Here is a 17,482-nt window from a genome sequence, read left to right on the forward strand (position 1 = left end):
AAAACTATAATTTTTTAGCTATTAAAAATTTTATTTTTATTCCTTCTTTTGAGAACATATCCTCATGTTCTGTTATTACATTATTTTCATATCCACTATTGTGTAGGTCATAAGTTATATAAGTTATATCAAAATTACATTCTTTAAAATACTCTAAAGACTCCTCAAAAAGATTATCGTCATCAGTTTTAAAATGTATTTCTCCACCATCAACTAAAAAATCTTTATACTTTGTTAACTGTCTAGTGTGAGTTAATCTTCTTTTTTTATGCCTATCTTTAGGCCATGGATTACAAAAGTTTATATAAATTCTCTCTATTTTATCATTGCTATCTAATATAGTATCTATTAAAGCAATTTCTTGAGGCATTAACTTAACATTATCTAAAGGTTGATTTTTTTCCTCATATGCTTTTTCTATATTTCTTTTAGCTAAAACAAGCACTTCATCTTTTATATCTATAGCTATATAATTTATATCTGGATGGTCAGAACCATGTACAGCCATAAATGTTCCTTTTCCACATCCTAATTCTAAATATATTGGGTTTTCTATATTTTTAAAAGTATTTTTCCAATTCCCTTTATTTTCTTTTGGATTAGCTACAAAAAAGTCGCATGCTTCTAATTCTGGTCTAGCCCAAGGCTTTCTTCTCATTCTCATTTTAAAATCCACTCCATCCTTTAGTTTCAGAATTATTATACAGATTTATATAAAGTATATCAACCTTAGGCTTTTTATAAATTTATTAAAATATACTTTATTACTAAATATAAATACTTTTTATTTATATTATTTTAAAATATTCTTTAGGTATATATCCTATAAAGGTACTTATTTCATTTCTACGACCAAATTTTCCTAAAGAATTATAACTTATTACTAATCTTTTTTTTGCACGGGTTATGGCAACATAAAAAACTCTCTTTTCTTCTTCTAAATTTCCTTCTTTAATTGAAAGGAAAGAAGGAAAATTATTATTCTGTATTCCCGCTAAAAAAACAGTATCAAATTCTAATCCCTTAGCTTGATGAACAGTTATTATTGGTATTCTAGGCTTTTTAGTTCTATTTATTATTAAAGATTCTAATTCTCCATTAGAAAGTCCTGTTAGTTTTATAATATCTAATAAAGAATCTCTATTACTCTTATTTTTATCATCTAAATCTTTAAATAATACATATAAATCCCTTAATCTATTTATTTTTTCTTTATTTTCTTCACCAGTATATATGCTCTTAATATTAAACTCATTAATTACATAAGAAACCAATTCATAAGGTCTTTTGCTTTCTGCTTCTTTAAAGAGCTTATTTAATTTATCTCCAATAAATTTAAATGATTTTAAATGTTTTGACATTAAAGCCATTCTATCCATAGAGGATTTTTTAATTTTCTCATTTATAGCTTTAACTAAAAGTTCTCCTGTTGCAATAATATCATCCATAGCATCATGACTTGGTTTGTGTTTAGTTTCGTAAACATTACTTAAATTTTCTAATTTATAATTTTTATTTCCAGGATAAAATCTTCTATATATATCTAAAGTATCATAAAAAGCTTTAAATCTTGGCTTACCTAAATTATTTCTTTCAAGTTCACTACTTAAAATATTTATATCATAAGTAACATTGTGTCCAACTATTATAGACTTATCTGAATAGTCTAAAAAATCCCTTAATACCTTTTCTTTTTCTTCCCCTTTTTCTTTAAGCATTTCATCTGAAAAACCATGAACATAATAAGAATCTCCAACTGGCTTTTTATTCTTTAAAAATCTTTCAAACTTATCTATTACTTCTCCTTCTTTATTTAACTTTATAGCTGCTATTTGTATTATTTCATCTTCTGTTACATCAACGCCTGTGCTTTCCACATCAAAGACTATTATATTCTCCTCTTCAAAGGCGTTTATAAGTAAAGAAAACTTCTCTCCATATTCTAAAACAATAGGGTCTATATAGTCAGATAACTTTATTCCAACCTCTTTATAAATAGTAGAATCTATAGTCTCTAAAGTTTTAATTCCAACACCCGTTGGAAGTCTATTAAGTATTCTTTTTAAACTTAAAGAATCATATCTATTAGCTATTAATTTTAAAAATGCTAAAATATCCTTAACTTCCTGTCTTCTAAAAAACTTAAATTGGTCAACAAGTATAAATTCAAAATTAGCTCCCTCATATTTCTCAATATCATATAACTGTTCACTAAGGTCAATATTGTAATTATTATTTCTTGTAAGAACACATATCTTTCTTAAATCCTCTCCATTTTTACAAAGCATATTTACATAATCAAATATAAACCTAGCCTCTTCTCTTATTCCTCTACTTTCCTTTAGTAATAACTTCTCACCAATTTCCTTTGATTCTGCTAATATTCCTTCTTTATAAATATTTGAAACCTTGTCTGAAAAAGAATTATTTAAAAATTCTAAAGAAGCCTTGTTTAAATTCTTAGTAGCTCTATAATTTTTAGAAAATACTATTTCTATAGGATTATATTTTTCCTTAAAAAGTTTAAAAATCTCCTCTGGCTTAGAACCACGCCAACTATAAATTGTTTGAAAAAAATCTCCACATATAAGAACATTATTTCCCCTAAACAATTTTTCAATTATTGAATATTCAACAAGACTTGTATCTTGAACTTCATCTATATTTATATATTTAAATCTAATATTAAGTGCTTTAACAATACTTTCATCCTTAAATAATTCCTTAGTTATTATTATTAAATCATTAAAATCTAGAGCATGGTCTTCCTTTAGCTTACCATCATATAAAGCTACTAATTCATGACCATGAAATTTAATATAGTTTTTAAGCTTTATATTTAAGTTTCCTTTATAAGTACAAACTTGATTTATCTTTTCCTCTCTAAATTTAAAAATATAATCAACTACAGTTTTATATTCATATAAAATTTTATCTTGTAAAGTTTCTATTCTAGCCTTTTCACTCTTTATAAAATCAATGACTTTCTGAATTTGCATAGCACTAGTATTTAAATCTTTCTTAGGATAATAATAATCTAATTTACTTATAACTTCTCTACAATCCTCTTCATCAAAAATTATAAAATCAGAAAAAATATCTGTATTCCTCTTTGCATATGACTTAACAATATCAAAGCAGAAACTATGAAAAGTTCTTATTGTAATATCCTTAGCTTCTCCCCCAACAATATTTAAAACTCTATCACTCATTTCTTTACAAGCCTTATTGGTAAAAGTTATACATAAAATTTCTGATGGCTTTGAATTTTTATTTTCTATTATAGAAGCTATTCTATAAGCTAATGTATTAGTTTTTCCTGTTCCAGCAGAAGCAAGTAAAATAATATTTTTTTTCTGTTCATCTATAACTCTTTTTTGTTCACTATTTAAATTAATCATATTCTTATTTCTCCAAAATTTTATTTCAAATTTCTTTTAATAAATATTACACTACTTATAAATTTAAAATAACCTAATTTTATTCTATATTAATTATTTTATAAAAATATAGAAGATAAAAAAATAAAAAGGTATTACACTTTTATATAAAATAAAAGCTTAATACCACTTTAAAATAATTTATAAATAAAAAAGTTCAACTTAATTTTAAGTTGAACTTTTTTAATCTCTCTTATTCTTTAGTTTAACTTAATTAAAAACACATCTTTTAGCTATAAATCTATTATATCATTTTTGTAAACATTTACTAAAGGTAATATTTAACTATTTATCAATAATATAACTAGATTAATTTAAAATTTATTTTTATTCTCCTTTTTAAATTACAAACAATAAAACATTTTTGGTTTTTTTATATAAATATGTATTTTTAATACATATTTAAAAAAATTCATCAAAAAAATTTTTTTAAGTATAAAGGAAAAAGCACAAATTAATTGTGCTTTTTCCTTTAAAATTTCATAAAAGTTCAACCTCTACTGCAAAATGGTCTGATATTATTTTTTTATTTACTCCATTAAACAATACTTTACTTCTATAAACTATTGTAGGCTTATTAGTAAATATTATATCTATTCTTAAAGAATTTTTATTTTCTTCCCATCCATCTATGCTTTTATTAACTGTTATACCAGAGTCCTTCTCTTTAGCCAAATCAAAAGTATCAATTAAAAAATTTTCTTTTAAAAAGTCATATCCTTCTCCTTTTAAAAAGGCATTATTATTAAAATCCCCCATTAAAAAAGCTCTATTTTTACTTTCTTTAAGTTTTGATGTTAAATTCTTTACCTGCATTTTAAAACTTTCTTCCTTATCATGCCACCAACCTAAATGACATGAATAAAAATCTATATATTCATTACTAATCTTTATAGTAGCCTTTACTATTTTTCTAGATTTCCAATTTTCCTTAGAATGACTTTTAGAAATATAAAAACTATCCTTTTCTATAATATTATATTTACTTAAAATACAAAGACCTTCTTCATATTTATCATATCCTATATGAGAATAATCCCAAAATAAATCATAAATTTCTCCACTTATTTTTTTTATTTCTTCTCTTAAGATTAAGGCATAATTATCCTCCTTTAAATTATTTTCCTTAAAAGGAGCTTTAATGCTTTGATTTACTTCTTGAAGAGCTATTACATCATATTTATTTTCAACTATTGTTTTGGCTAAATATTTCATTTTTAATAATTGATTATGCTCTAAATAAGAATGACAATTTAATGTAAGTAACTTCATTTTTATAATCTCCTAAACACCTAAAATATCCTGAATATCTGATTTTAAAACATCAGCTTTAGGTCCATATATAGCTTGAACTCCTTTATCCTTAACAATAAGTCCTAAAGCCTTATTGTCTTTCCAAGCTTTTTCATCTCCAACTTTTTCAATATCCTTAACTGTAACACGAAGTCTAGTCATACAAGCATCTACATCTACAATATTATCTTTTCCTCCTAAAAGTTCTATAGCTTTAATTGCTAAGCTATCTATATCCCCTTTATTACCTTTAGAACTTTTATTACTTGAAACCTCTGAATCCTTATCTTCCTCATTCTCTATATAATTTCCATTTCTACCTGGAGTAGCTATGTTAAATTTCTTTATTAAGAAATTAAAAACAAAGTAATTTATAAAGAAGAATACTATAGCAACAATTATAAAGTTTATTAAATCCTTGCTTAAACCAGCATTTATCATAAGAGGGGAACGAGTTATAAGTTCTATAATACCAAATGCATGTACTCTTAAATTTATAATATCTGCTATAGCAAATCCTAACCCTGCTATTACTGCATAAACTACATATAATATTGGTGAAATAAACATAAACATAAATTCAATAGGTTCTGTTACCCCTGTTAAAAATACTGCTATAGCTGCTGAAAAGAATACTGATTTATATTTTTTCTTTTTATCTTTATCAACATTTTTATACATAGCTAAAGCTATTCCAATTAATGAAGCACTAGATAATATTACTTGTCCTGCTTTAAATCTAGCTGGAACCACAGTACCTATAAGTTGATTATATGATGTTACATCTCCTGCTTGTCTAAAATTATTTAAGTCAGTTATCCATGCAAGCCATAAAGGATCTTGTCCTGCAACAACTTGTCCTGCTGTTGAACCTGTAAGAATTTGATAAACTCCTCCAAGCTCTGTATAGTTTACTGGAACTGTAAGCATATGATGTAATCCAAAAGGTAATAATAATCTTTCTAAGGTACCATATAAAAAAGGTGCTATAACTGGTGCTGTATCTTTAGATGTTGCTATCCATTGTCCAAAAGTATTTAATCCATATTGAACAAAAGGCCATACAAAAGAAAGAATTATTGCTGCTATTGTTGAACCTATTATAACTACAAAAGGTACAAAACGTTTACCGTTAAAAAACGCTAAAGCGTTAGGTAATTTATTATAGTTATAATATTTATTATATAAAGCCGCCCCTAAAAATCCTGATATAATTCCAACAAAAACTCCCATGTTAAGAGCTGGTGCACCTAAAACGGAAACAAAATAATCCTTTACCAATAAAGTTTGTCCTGTAAAAGATTGTACTGTAGCAGTAGAATCAGGAGCTAACATAGCATTACTAACACTAAAAATAACTCCTGTTATTCTATTTATAAGTACAAAAGCTATAGTTCCAGCAAAAGCTCCTCCTGCACGCTCTTTTGCCCAAGAACCTCCTATAGCTACAGCAAATAAAAGATTTAAATTCCCTATTATTGCCCAACCTATATCTTCCATAACTCTTGCTATAGTTCTTACAAAATCTACATCAATATAAATACCCATTACTTTTCCAATTGAAATCATAAGACCTGCTGCAGGCATTACAGCAACAACAACTAGCAATGCCTTTCCAAACTTTTGCCAGAAATCAAAAGAGCCTAATTTAAAATTCTTCATTCTCAAACCCCTCCATATATTATTTAGTCCCTATAAAATTTTATTTTTTAAAATTTCTAAAATACAAAAGAATTTATGTATTTTAAATTAAGATACCTTATAAACCCTACATTCATAAGGTCTTAATATAAATTCAGTTAAATTTTTATGCTTAGAAACTTCATAATTTTTAAGAATTAAGTCCTTAGAATTTAATTCTATTTTTTCGTAAGAATACTTAGCTTCTTCACTAGTTAAATTAGCTATTATTAAAAAAATTTCCTTATCTAAAGTTCTTGTATAAGCAAAAATACTCTCATCCTCTTTTAGAATTAAATCATATTTACCATATATTAAGGTCTTGCTTTCTTTTTTTAGTTTTATAAGTTTTTTATAAAAATTTAAAACTGAATTATTATCCTTCTCTTCCTCTTCAACATTAATCTTTTTATAATTTTCATTAACTCCAATCCAAGGTTTTCCCGTAGTAAATCCTGCATTTTTAGTAGAATTCCATTGCATAGGTGTTCTTGAATTATCTCTTGAAGTTATCCAAGCTTCCTTTAAAGCTGCCTCTTTTGAAACTCCATTTTCAATTCTTTCATTGTAAGTATTTATAGTTCTTACATCATCATATTCATAAATGCTATTATATTTAACATTGGTCATTCCAATTTCTTGCCCTTGATATATAAAAGGTGTACCTTTTTGAAGAAAATATATTGCTGCAAAAGCCTTTGCACATTGATTTAAATAGCAATTATCATTTCCCCATGTTGAAACAACTCTAGGTATATCATGATTTTCAATAAAGAGAGCATTCCATCCTTTATTTTCTAAAGAATTTTGCCAAAGAGTTAAAGTATCTTTATAGGCTTTAACATTAAATGTTTTTCCCTCTTCATAATTCCAAAGGTTAAGATGTTCAAATTGAAATATCATATTAAAAGTTCCTACTTCCTCATCTACCCAAGTATCAGCTTCACAAGCCTTAACTCCATTAGCCTCACCTACTGTAACTATGTCATAATTTGAAAATGTTTTTTCTTTTAATTCTTTAAGATAAGAATCTATGCCTTTTACATTCATATGCTTTTCAAAAGATGGAACATATTTAAGCCCCTTAGGATTATCAATATCTTTAAGTCCTACTTCTTTCTTTATATGACTTATAGCATCAACTCTAAATCCATCTATTCCTTTATTAAGCCACCAATTAATCATTTTATAAATTTCATTTCTTACCTCTTCATTTTCCCAATTTAAATCTGGTTGTTCTTTTGCAAATAAATGAAGATAATATTCCTTACTTTCTTCACAATATTCCCAAGCTGAACCTTTAAATATACTTTCCCAATTGTTAGGCTCCTTATTGTTTTTTCCTTCTCTCCAAATGTACCAATCTCTCTTAGGATTATTTTTAGAAGATTTTGATTCTATAAACCAAGGATGTAGAGAACTTGTATGATTTATTACTAAATCTATAATAAGTTTCATCCCTCTATTATGAACCTCACTAAGTAAATTATTAAAATCATCCATAGTTCCAAATTCATCTAAAATATCTTTATAATCACTAATATCATACCCATTATCATAATTAGGTGATTTATACATTGGACACAGCCATATTAAATCAATTCCTAAATCTTTTAAATAATCTAATTTTGATATTATTCCATTAATATCTCCTATTCCATCTCCATTAGAATCCATAAAACTCTTAGGATAAATTTCATATGCCACTAATTCTTTCCACCATTTTCTACTCATGTTTTCTCCTTATGTTTACGTATTATTTCTTTTATTTTAACTAATTTAGGCAAACGTTTGCACAAATCTTAAAAAAATTTGTTTTTTAGAATAACCTAAAAAACAGTTTTAAAATAAAAATTAAATATAATGCTTATCTTTAATAAAATATGATTTTATAGTCTTATAATATCAGATATATAAAACCTTTACAAAATTGATTTCATTTAAATTTTATTTAATTCTCTTTAAATTTCTTTATTTTTCTTTAATATACTTAATATTTTATGCAAACGTTTGCCCATCTTTCATGAGGAAATTTATCCCCTATCTATTAACTCCGTATCTACAATACAATATTTTTTTCTATTATCTAAACCTCCATTTAAATAATCTATAAGTAGCTTTGTAGCTTCATATCCTAATTCTCTTGCATTTATATCTATAGATGAAATAGGTGGATTTTGATATTTAGTCATGGGAGTATTGTTAAATCCAACTATTTTAACTCCTAAGATATTTTTTTCATTTAAATATTTATTTACACCTAAAGCAAGTAAATCATCTGTTGTAACAACAACCTTAGGAATTTTTTTTGATATTATATTTTTTATAGCTAAATAGCCACATTCCTCCGAAAAATCTTTTCCCTCAACAACCATATCTTTATCATAACTTAAATTATTAACCTTAAAAGCCTCTTTAAATCCTCTCAATCTATCCTTTGAAACATTCCAACTTTTTTTACCTCCAATAAAAGCTATGTCAGTTTTTTTATTTTTTATAAAACTATCAACTAAGCTAAACATTGCTTTAAAATTATCATTATCAACCCATAAAACATCTTCTTCATCTGGTCTTCCTATAACTACAAAGGGGAAATTTATATCCTTTAAATATTTTATAGTAGTGTCTTCTTCCTTAACAGACAATAAGCAAAGTCCTTCTAGTAAATTATTTCCTGAAAACTCTTTTATTGTTCTTAATTCATCCTCATCATTTTTGCTAAAAGCATACATTATATAATAACCATTTTCCTCTGCAGACATGCTCATTCCTCTCATAGCTTCTACAAAAAAAGGATTTTTAAATGAATCATCAGCCTCATTTGGTAAAACAACTCCTAATATTTTTGTTTTATTACTAACAAGACTTCTGGCTATGGCATTTGGTTTATAATTTAATTTTTTTATAGCCTCATTTACCTTTCTTTTAGTTTCTTCACTAATTTTAGGGCTATTAGATAAAACTCTTGAAACAGTTGAAGGGGCTACATTAGCTTCTTTAGCCACATCTTTAATTGTAACCTTCACAAAATCACTCCTTCGTACTTTAAAATATACCATAAAATTCTTTTATAATCTACAAAAGCACCTTTAGGTTTAATTTATAAAAGTAAAAAAGGCATAATAAGCAATATTTAAATTCCTTATTACACCTTTTGAGTTTAATTCTATTTCATTAATTTACAAATATCATTTGTAAAATCTACAGGATCTTCAACGCTTAAACCTTCAACAAGTAAAGCTTGATTATAAAGTAATTTTGTATATAAATTAAATTTATCTTTATCATTTTCAAGGGAATCTTTTAATGAATTAAATACTTCATGATTTGTATTAACTTCTAGTACCTTTTGTGCCTTAACCCCTTGATTATTAGGCATAGCACTTAATATTTTTTCCATCTCTATTGAAAGTTCACCCTCTGAAGATAAACATACTGGATAATTTTTTAGTCTACTTGAAGCTTTTACTGCAACTATTTTATCACCTAAAGCTTCCTTCATAGCTTCAAATATACCTTTATTTTCTTCATTTTCTTTCTTATTTTCCTCTTCTGATTCTATTCCTAAATCACCACTAGATACTGATTTAAATTCTTTATCCTTATAGCTCATAAGCATTTTAATTGCAAATTCATCTACATCCTCTGTAAAATAAAGAATTTCATAACCTTTATCTAATACCATTTCAGTTTGTGGCATTTTTTCTATTCTTTCATTTGTTTCTCCAACAGCATAATAAATATACTTTTGTTCCTTATCCATTCTTTCAACATATTCAGCTAAGCTTACCATTTTCTTTTCTTTAGATGAATAAAACATTAATAAATCTTTTAATTCATCTTTATTCATACCAAAGTCATCATAAACTCCGTATTTTATTTGTCTGCCAAAAGTTTTATAGAATTTTTCATAACTTTCTCTATCATTTTTCATCATAGATTCTAGTTCATTCTTTATCTTATTTTTTATATTTTTAGCAATACGGCTTAATTGTCTGTCATGTTGAAGCATTTCTCTTGAAATGTTAAGTGATAAATCTTGAGAATCTACTATTCCTTTTACAAATCCAAAATAATCTGGTAAAAGTGATGAACATTTTTCCATTATTAAAACACCATTTGAATATAGCTCTAAGCCTTTTTCATATTCTTTAGTGTAGTAATCATATGGTATGTTTTCAGGAATATAAAGAATTGAATTATAACTTATCATCCCGTCAACACTTATATGCATATGTCTTAAAGGCTTGTCAAATCCAAATCTTTTTTCCATATAAAAATTATTGTAATCTTCATCAGTAAGTTCATTTTTATTTCTTCTCCATAAAGGAACCATACTGTTTACTGTTTCTTCTTCAACATACTCTTCATGTTCATTTTCTGTTCCTTCTTTAATCTTAGATTTTGTAATATCAAGCTTAATAGGATATCTTATAAAATCTGAATACTTTTTAATTAATGATTTTAATTTATATTCTTCTAAAAATTCATCATAATTTTCATCCTCATCATTTTCTTTTAGATGTAAAATTATATCAGTTCCAAAAGAATCTTTTTTAGCTTCTGAAATTGTATATCCATCAACTCCATCAGATTCCCATTTATATGCTTTATCTTCTCCAAAAGCTTTTGTTATTACTGTTATTTTATCTGCAACTAAAAATCCTGAATAGAATCCAACTCCAAATTGTCCTATAATATCAAATCCATCTTTGATTTCATTTTCTTTTTTAAATTGTAAAGAACCACTCTTAGCTATAACCCCTAAGTTTTCATCTAGCTCTTTCTCTGTCATACCAATACCTTTATCTGATATTGTAAGAGTTCTTGCCTCTTTATTTGGCACTATCTTTATATAATAATCATCTTTATTAAAAGTTAAGGAGCTATCTCCTAAAGTTTTATAATAAACTTTATCTATAGCATCACTAGCATTTGAAATTAACTCTCTTAAAAATATTTCTCTATTTGTGTAAATTGAATTTATAACTATGTCTAACAATCTTTTTGATTCTGCTTTAAACTCTCTTTTTTCCATTTTGAAATTTCCCTCCAAAAATAAAAAACTCTAATTGTTAGCACTCTATATCATTGAGTGCTAATCTATAATTCTATATATAACACTTTTTTCAATTAATGTCAATATATAAAGAAAATATTTTTACAAAAAAATGTATTAAATTAATTTTAATTTAATACTCTATTAAAGTATAAAATTAGCTATAAATTAATCTAATACATTTTATAAATTTATATGTTATTTTCTGTTTTGATAATTACTAAACTTAGTATGTAAAATATTATCTAAAGTTTACTTCCACAATAAGGACAATATTTATAATCTCCTTCTATTTCTCTTCCACAATTTGGACATGTTCTTTTTAGAGCTTTTTTCCCATAAACTTGTCCTTCTTTTATAAGAGTCATATCATTTTCAGAAATATCCTTAATAATTCCTTTTTCTATATCTTTTCCTTTTTCTTTTGAAATTTCATAAATTGAATTACATCTTTTGCAAATAACATAAAACCTCTCATTCCATCTAAAGATAGGAATAAAGAAAAAATGAAAATATTCATAAGTTTTTATCAAAACACCTTTTGTTTTATTATCACAAGTTCTGCAATATATATTGTCTATGTCCTTAACCTGTTTTTCTTTAGTGTCAATTCCAAATATACCAACAAAAAACATAAAATTCTCCTATAAATTAATTTTTAAATATCATATTAGGATATATCTTCTTTAAAAATTCATCTGTATATTTTTTATCAAGAAATCTTTCTAAAGCATTTCTCGCTTTTTTTCCTTTTCTTCTTTCTACTTCTCTTCTAACAGCTAAAGAAGATATTATAATATCTGGCACTAAAAATATTACAAATATTAAAGTTATAACCTTTATACTCTGTGTAGAAAATAACCCCATAAAATCATCAAATAAAGGGTAAATATCCTTTAAAAAGAACACCCCAAGTATTCCCCAAAAAATAGAATATTCAACACTAGTTCTTCCGTTAATACTTAAAGACTTGCTATTATATTCCCAAGATACGCTTCCAAAAAGTTTTTCTTGAAAAAAAGAACATAAATATTCAAATACGCCTCCTACAACTGCGCTTATAAAAAATATTATTATTCCATTATAGTGGATAAATCTATATAGCAATAAAGTAAGTACTACTCCACCTATTCCATATACTGGACTAATTGGACCATAGATTAATCCTTTTCTACTTTCAAAATGACCATTTCTTACATAGCACCAAATCATTTCTACGCAGTATCCTAATACAGAACCAATTGTGAATATCCAAATTATTTTATAAATATTCATGGTATTGCTTATATACATCTTTTATCCCTCCTTTTTAAATTAGTAATATATCTAATTATATCACTTATAAAAAGTTTTACCTATAATACTTATAAGACTTATTTTATAAATAAAAAAGATACTTACTTAAAAGTAAGTATCTTTTTATTCGTATCCATTTACAATAACTTTAAGTTCTCCTGTATGAGGGTCTATAACTAACCCATGAATACTTACATCCTTTGGAATTAAAGGATGTTTTCTTAAAGAATCTACACTCTTTTTAATTGATTCTTCTACACATCCAAATCCGTGAAGCCATTTTTCAACTTCTATTCCACATTCTTTTATTGTAGATATAGTTTCTTCTTTTATCCCTCTATCTTCCATTTTCTTTATCATATCTCTAGAGTTTAAATTACTCATACCACATCCACTATGTCCTACAATAAAAACATCTTCTGCATTAAATTCATAAATTGCAACTAATATACTTCTTACTACACTTCCAAAAGGATGCATTATTGTAGCTCCAGCATCCTTTATAATTTTTGCATCACCATTTTTTATGTTCATAGACTTTGGTAATAACTCTGTAAGTCTAGTATCCATACAAGATAAAATAACCATTTTCTTTTCTGGTTTTTTACTTGCTTTGTATTTTTCATACTCCTTATTTTCTACAAAGTCTTTATTAAATTCTAATATTTCATCTAATCTTCTTATATTGCTTTTCATATGTACTACCTCATAAATAATATTTATTATTCTTTCAAACTAATTATTTATACTACTATAACATAAATACTTAAAACCTATAGCAAATTAATCTAAAATTATTTTAAAAAGAATTAAGACTTTTATATTTATTAATTATTTTAATAAATAATTCCCCAATCTTTGTATCCTTTACTAATAACCTCTAAATACCTTTTTTCAGGCTTATTTTCACCTTTTTCTTTCATAATATATGCAAAGGCTTCATAGGAAACTCCCTTTGAATCTTGCACAATAACATATTTTTTTTCGTATAAATCTGAATACTCTACATACTTTTCTAAAATCTTTAAATCATTTATAGAGATTTCATAAATAGCACCATAAACCTTTTCACCATTACAAGGTACTATATCTGCATACTTATTGTAAGTTAATTTATAATTATTAAGATGTACACCAACCATAGGAATAGCTTCTGGACATCTTTTTTTCATCTGCTCTAAACATAAATTACTACCATAAGCAAAATAGACCATATACTATACACCCTCTTTTCAATACTGCTAAATATTATGTAATAAAATAATACATTACTTAATTTTAACATAATATAGCAAATTAACTCTACCAAAATCGAAATTTCGGTAAAGTTAATTATTAATATTGAAAATCTATATAATATTGCCAAATATTACTTCATAGATTTAATATATAATCTATATTGCTATTTTTATAGTAATATAGTTTTTAACTTAATTTTTCAATTAATTTTTTACATTCTTTTTCAACATCTTCTATATTTTTATGAATATATATTGCATTTCCACAAGCATATATTCCCTCTTTTGATGTTTCAAAATTTTCATCTACAAGAGCTCCTGTTGTATTTTGGTTTAATTTAAGACCACTTCTTAAAGCAACTAAACCATCTGAAACCATTGGATAAGAAAAAATTACTGTATCACATTTTATATTTTTAGTGTTTTCTTCATTTTTTATGGTTACAGAATCTACTCTTCCTTCTCCATGTATAGAAGTAATTTCATATCCTTTATATAAATTATTGCTTAAATCAAAAATTTCATCTTTATTTTTATCTGTTATGATTCCTGCAATTTTTATATTATGTTTCTTTAAATCTTCTTGAATCATGTAAAGAGTACTATCCCCTACTATAAATATATTTTTACCAGGAATCATATTTTTCATTCCAAATATTTTTTTAGCCATTCCAACTGTTAAAATTCCAGATACACGTCCTCCTGGAATAGAAACTGCATTTCTTCCTTTTTCTTTTCCACCATTAGCTATTATAATATTTTTTCCTTTTATCTTTTGAACGCCCTCTTCACTACTTGTACAAATAATTTCCTTTGATTCTTCTATTTTTAAAACCATTGTATTTAATTTAACATCTATATTTAGCTTGTTAAATTCCTTTAAAAGTTCATCTTTATACTCTAATCCAGTTATATTTCCTTTTTCACTTATATTATAATTAGCTGAATTTAAAGCTCCTCCTAAAACTGAATCCTTCTCTATTAAAAGAATATTTTCTATTCCAGCCTCTTTGCCATAAATAGCTGAAAGAAGACCTGATGCTCCTCCTCCAATTATAATTAAATCATATTCTCTCATAGACTTAATCCTCCTTAAACCCAATAACTGGTGAACATTCACTATTTTTATTTATTTCACTTATATCTATTCCTAATTCTCTGCTTAATATCTTACTTATAGGAATTGTACATCCAACCCCTTGGCATCCTCCCATAGAAGCTCTAGTTCTTCTTTTAACTGCATCTATAGTTGTAGCCTTTATAGGTCTATTAATAGCCTCTATTATTTCACCTTCTGTTACAAATTCACATTTACAAATCATATGTCCATAAGCTGGTTTTTCTTTTATTAATTTATTTTTTTCTTCTAAAGAAAGTTCTGAAAATCTAACTATTTTTTCTCTAGTACCTTTAAAGTTTTTATTTTCTTCTAAAGAAAGTTTTTCTTTAATCATATTAACAACATATATTCCTATAGCTGGTGCTGCTGTTAATCCTGGTGAATCTATACCTATAACATTTATAAAATTTTTAGCATCTTCAACTTCTTCTATTATAAAATCACCTTCAAAAGTTTTTGGTCTTATACCTGAGAATGTATTTAATATTCTTGCAATTGGCATATTATCAACAGATTTTTTACTCTTATCTAAAATTTCATCTATTCCTTCTCTAGAAGTTTCTAAACTTTCTCCACTTAAAGCATTAGGTCCAACTAAAAGATTTCCTTCAACTGTTGGAGTTACTAAAACTCCCTTACTTAACTTGTTAGGAACTTGGAATAAAGTCTTATTTATCATAGCACCAGCTACTTTATCAAATAAACAATATTCTCCCTTTACTGGATTTAGTTCTCTTTTGTTCATGCTTATAATATTATTTAAAAAAGCACCTTCTAGTCCTGAAGCATTTATTATAATTTTACCTTTCACAAAGCTATCTTTGTTTAATGTTATCTTATATCCCTCTTCTATTTTTTCTATGTTAGTTACCTTTGAATTAAATTTAAACTCAACACCATTTTCTACTGCATTTTCCGCTAAAGCAATAGTCATTTCATAAGGACTAACTATCCCTGAAGTTTTAACACTTAAAACTTTGAAAACTTCTTTATTTAAATTAGGTTCAATATTTAAAGCTTCTTCTTTACTTAAAATTTCAAGTCCAGAAATCCCAAGCTTTTCTCCATTTTCTTTTAAACTTTCTAAAGTCTTAGCTTCTTCCTCATTAAAAGCTAAAATAAAAGCACCATTTCTCTTAAAAGGAAATTGTAAATCTCTTGATAAGTCATCAAAAAGCTTATTTCCTTCTAAATTTAACTTAGCTTTTAATGTTCCTAATTTTTCATTATATCCGCCATGAACTATACCGCTATTACCTTTTGATATTCCTTCAGACACATCACTATTTTTTTCAATAACTAAGGTTTTTAAATTATATTTTGATAATTCTCTAGCTATAGAGCATCCAATTACTCCAGCACCTATTACTATAATATCTTTCATATGGCATCTCCTTTTAAAATAAATTTTGCACAAATAAAATTTTATTTTTAAATAAAAAGCAAGAACCTATTTCCCTTAAATTTAAAGAACAAATTTCTTTATAGCTTTACTAACTCCACCATGTTTATTATCATCAGTTACATAATCTGCAACTTCCTTAACTTGCTCTATTGCATTTCCCATAGCTACACCAATTCCAGCCCAACTTATCATAGATAAGTCATTTTCACTATCTCCTATACACATTACTTCTTCTCTAGATATACCAAGATATTTTGCAAGTTTTTTAACAGCTTCTCCCTTTGAACTACCTTTTTTCATTATTTCAAAGTTATCATCCCAAGAAGAAACTACTTCTAAGTCTTTTGAACATTCAATTAGTTCTTCCTTAGCTTCTTTTAATTTATCTTTAAATTCTTTTTCAACACAAACGCCTTTTAATATTTCTCCATCATATTTTCTAAAAGCTTCTCCTAAATCTTCAACAACTTCTAATCTTACTTGTTTATCCTTAGGTAAACTTCTATTTAAAACCTTATAAACATGATTTTCTGGCAATTCTTTTGTTGAAACAATTCCCCAATTTGTAGTTACATATGTAAATAGGTTATCTTTTTTTGTTATTATATTAAAATCTTCTAAATCACTTAATTTAAGTGGATTATTATATATTTCCTCATCATTAACTCCACCAATGTAAGCTCCATTACTAGCTATAATAGGAGTTTTTAATCCTATTGTGTCTGAGTACATTCTTGCACAATCATAAATTCTTCCTGTAGTTATTGCAACTACTACACCTTTTTTTACCGCTTCTCTTATTGCATTTTTATCTTCTTCAGAAACTCTTTGTTGATCCATAAGCAAAGTTCCATCCATATCTATGCATATTAATTTTATACTCATACTAAACACTTCTTTCTTTTGTTTATTCTTATCTTACACTGTCATTTTAAGACTAGGGCACTAATA

14 protein-coding genes are annotated in these 17,482 nt (G+C 25.9%); all 14 read right to left on the reverse strand.

The features are described from left to right. Positions 1–4: 4 nt before the first annotated feature. Positions 5–664, reverse strand: coding sequence for a tRNA (guanosine(46)-N7)-methyltransferase TrmB (trmB, locus tag AC4FQV_RS06380; protein WP_491165116.1), 660 nt, complete (start codon positions 662–664; stop codon positions 5–7). 124 nt (positions 665–788) lie between these two features. Next, entirely contained in the window at positions 789–3,401 is a 2,613-nt protein-coding gene (locus tag AC4FQV_RS06385; protein ID WP_491165118.1) for a 3'-5' exonuclease, read from the reverse strand. 519 nt (positions 3,402–3,920) lie between these two features. After that, positions 3,921–4,712 (reverse strand): endonuclease/exonuclease/phosphatase family protein, encoded by a 792-nt coding sequence (locus AC4FQV_RS06390; protein ID WP_491165121.1) that lies wholly within the window; start codon positions 4,710–4,712, stop codon positions 3,921–3,923. A 12-nt stretch (positions 4,713–4,724) separates the two neighbouring features. After that, the gene (locus AC4FQV_RS06395; protein ID WP_491139621.1) at positions 4,725–6,395 is read right to left on the reverse strand and encodes a PTS transporter subunit IIBC; all 1,671 of its coding nucleotides are present in this window, start codon (positions 6,393–6,395) and stop codon (positions 4,725–4,727) included. A gap of 87 nt (positions 6,396–6,482) precedes the next feature. Further along, positions 6,483–8,147, reverse strand: coding sequence for a glycoside hydrolase family 13 protein (locus AC4FQV_RS06400; RefSeq protein ID WP_491165123.1), 1,665 nt, complete (start codon positions 8,145–8,147; stop codon positions 6,483–6,485). A gap of 299 nt (positions 8,148–8,446) precedes the next feature. Then, positions 8,447–9,439, reverse strand: coding sequence for a LacI family DNA-binding transcriptional regulator (locus AC4FQV_RS06405; RefSeq protein WP_491139623.1), 993 nt, complete (start codon positions 9,437–9,439; stop codon positions 8,447–8,449). Positions 9,440–9,579: 140 nt separating this feature from the next. Next, complete coding sequence (gene htpG, locus AC4FQV_RS06410; RefSeq protein WP_491165126.1) at positions 9,580–11,451, reverse strand: molecular chaperone HtpG; 1,872 nt, start codon at positions 11,449–11,451, stop codon at positions 9,580–9,582. 266 nt (positions 11,452–11,717) lie between these two features. Continuing rightward, positions 11,718–12,107, reverse strand: a complete 390-nt coding sequence (locus tag AC4FQV_RS06415; protein WP_491139625.1) for a zinc ribbon domain-containing protein — start codon at positions 12,105–12,107, stop codon at positions 11,718–11,720. A gap of 16 nt (positions 12,108–12,123) precedes the next feature. Then, the gene (locus AC4FQV_RS06420; RefSeq protein ID WP_491139626.1) at positions 12,124–12,765 is read right to left on the reverse strand and encodes a putative ABC transporter permease; all 642 of its coding nucleotides are present in this window, start codon (positions 12,763–12,765) and stop codon (positions 12,124–12,126) included. A 126-nt stretch (positions 12,766–12,891) separates the two neighbouring features. Then, the gene (locus tag AC4FQV_RS06425) at positions 12,892–13,464 is read right to left on the reverse strand and encodes a beta-class carbonic anhydrase (protein ID WP_491165129.1); all 573 of its coding nucleotides are present in this window, start codon (positions 13,462–13,464) and stop codon (positions 12,892–12,894) included. Between the two features lie 140 nt (positions 13,465–13,604). Then, positions 13,605–13,982 carry a gamma-glutamylcyclotransferase family protein gene (locus tag AC4FQV_RS06430; RefSeq protein ID WP_491139628.1) on the reverse strand — a complete coding sequence of 126 codons (378 nt, stop codon included), beginning with the start codon at positions 13,980–13,982 and terminating at the stop codon, positions 13,605–13,607. A gap of 211 nt (positions 13,983–14,193) precedes the next feature. Further along, on the reverse strand, positions 14,194–15,084 hold the full coding sequence (locus tag AC4FQV_RS06435; protein ID WP_491165131.1) for an NAD(P)/FAD-dependent oxidoreductase: 891 nt from the start codon (positions 15,082–15,084) through the stop codon (positions 14,194–14,196). 4 nt (positions 15,085–15,088) lie between these two features. After that, a complete protein-coding gene (locus AC4FQV_RS06440) occupies positions 15,089–16,510 on the reverse strand; it encodes an NAD(P)/FAD-dependent oxidoreductase (protein WP_491165133.1) in 1,422 nt (473 codons plus the stop codon). 81 nt (positions 16,511–16,591) lie between these two features. Beyond that, the gene (locus AC4FQV_RS06445; protein ID WP_491139631.1) at positions 16,592–17,416 is read right to left on the reverse strand and encodes a Cof-type HAD-IIB family hydrolase; all 825 of its coding nucleotides are present in this window, start codon (positions 17,414–17,416) and stop codon (positions 16,592–16,594) included. Positions 17,417–17,482: the final 66 nt, after the last annotated feature.

The organism is Clostridium sp. TJA038, assembly GCF_058310255.1.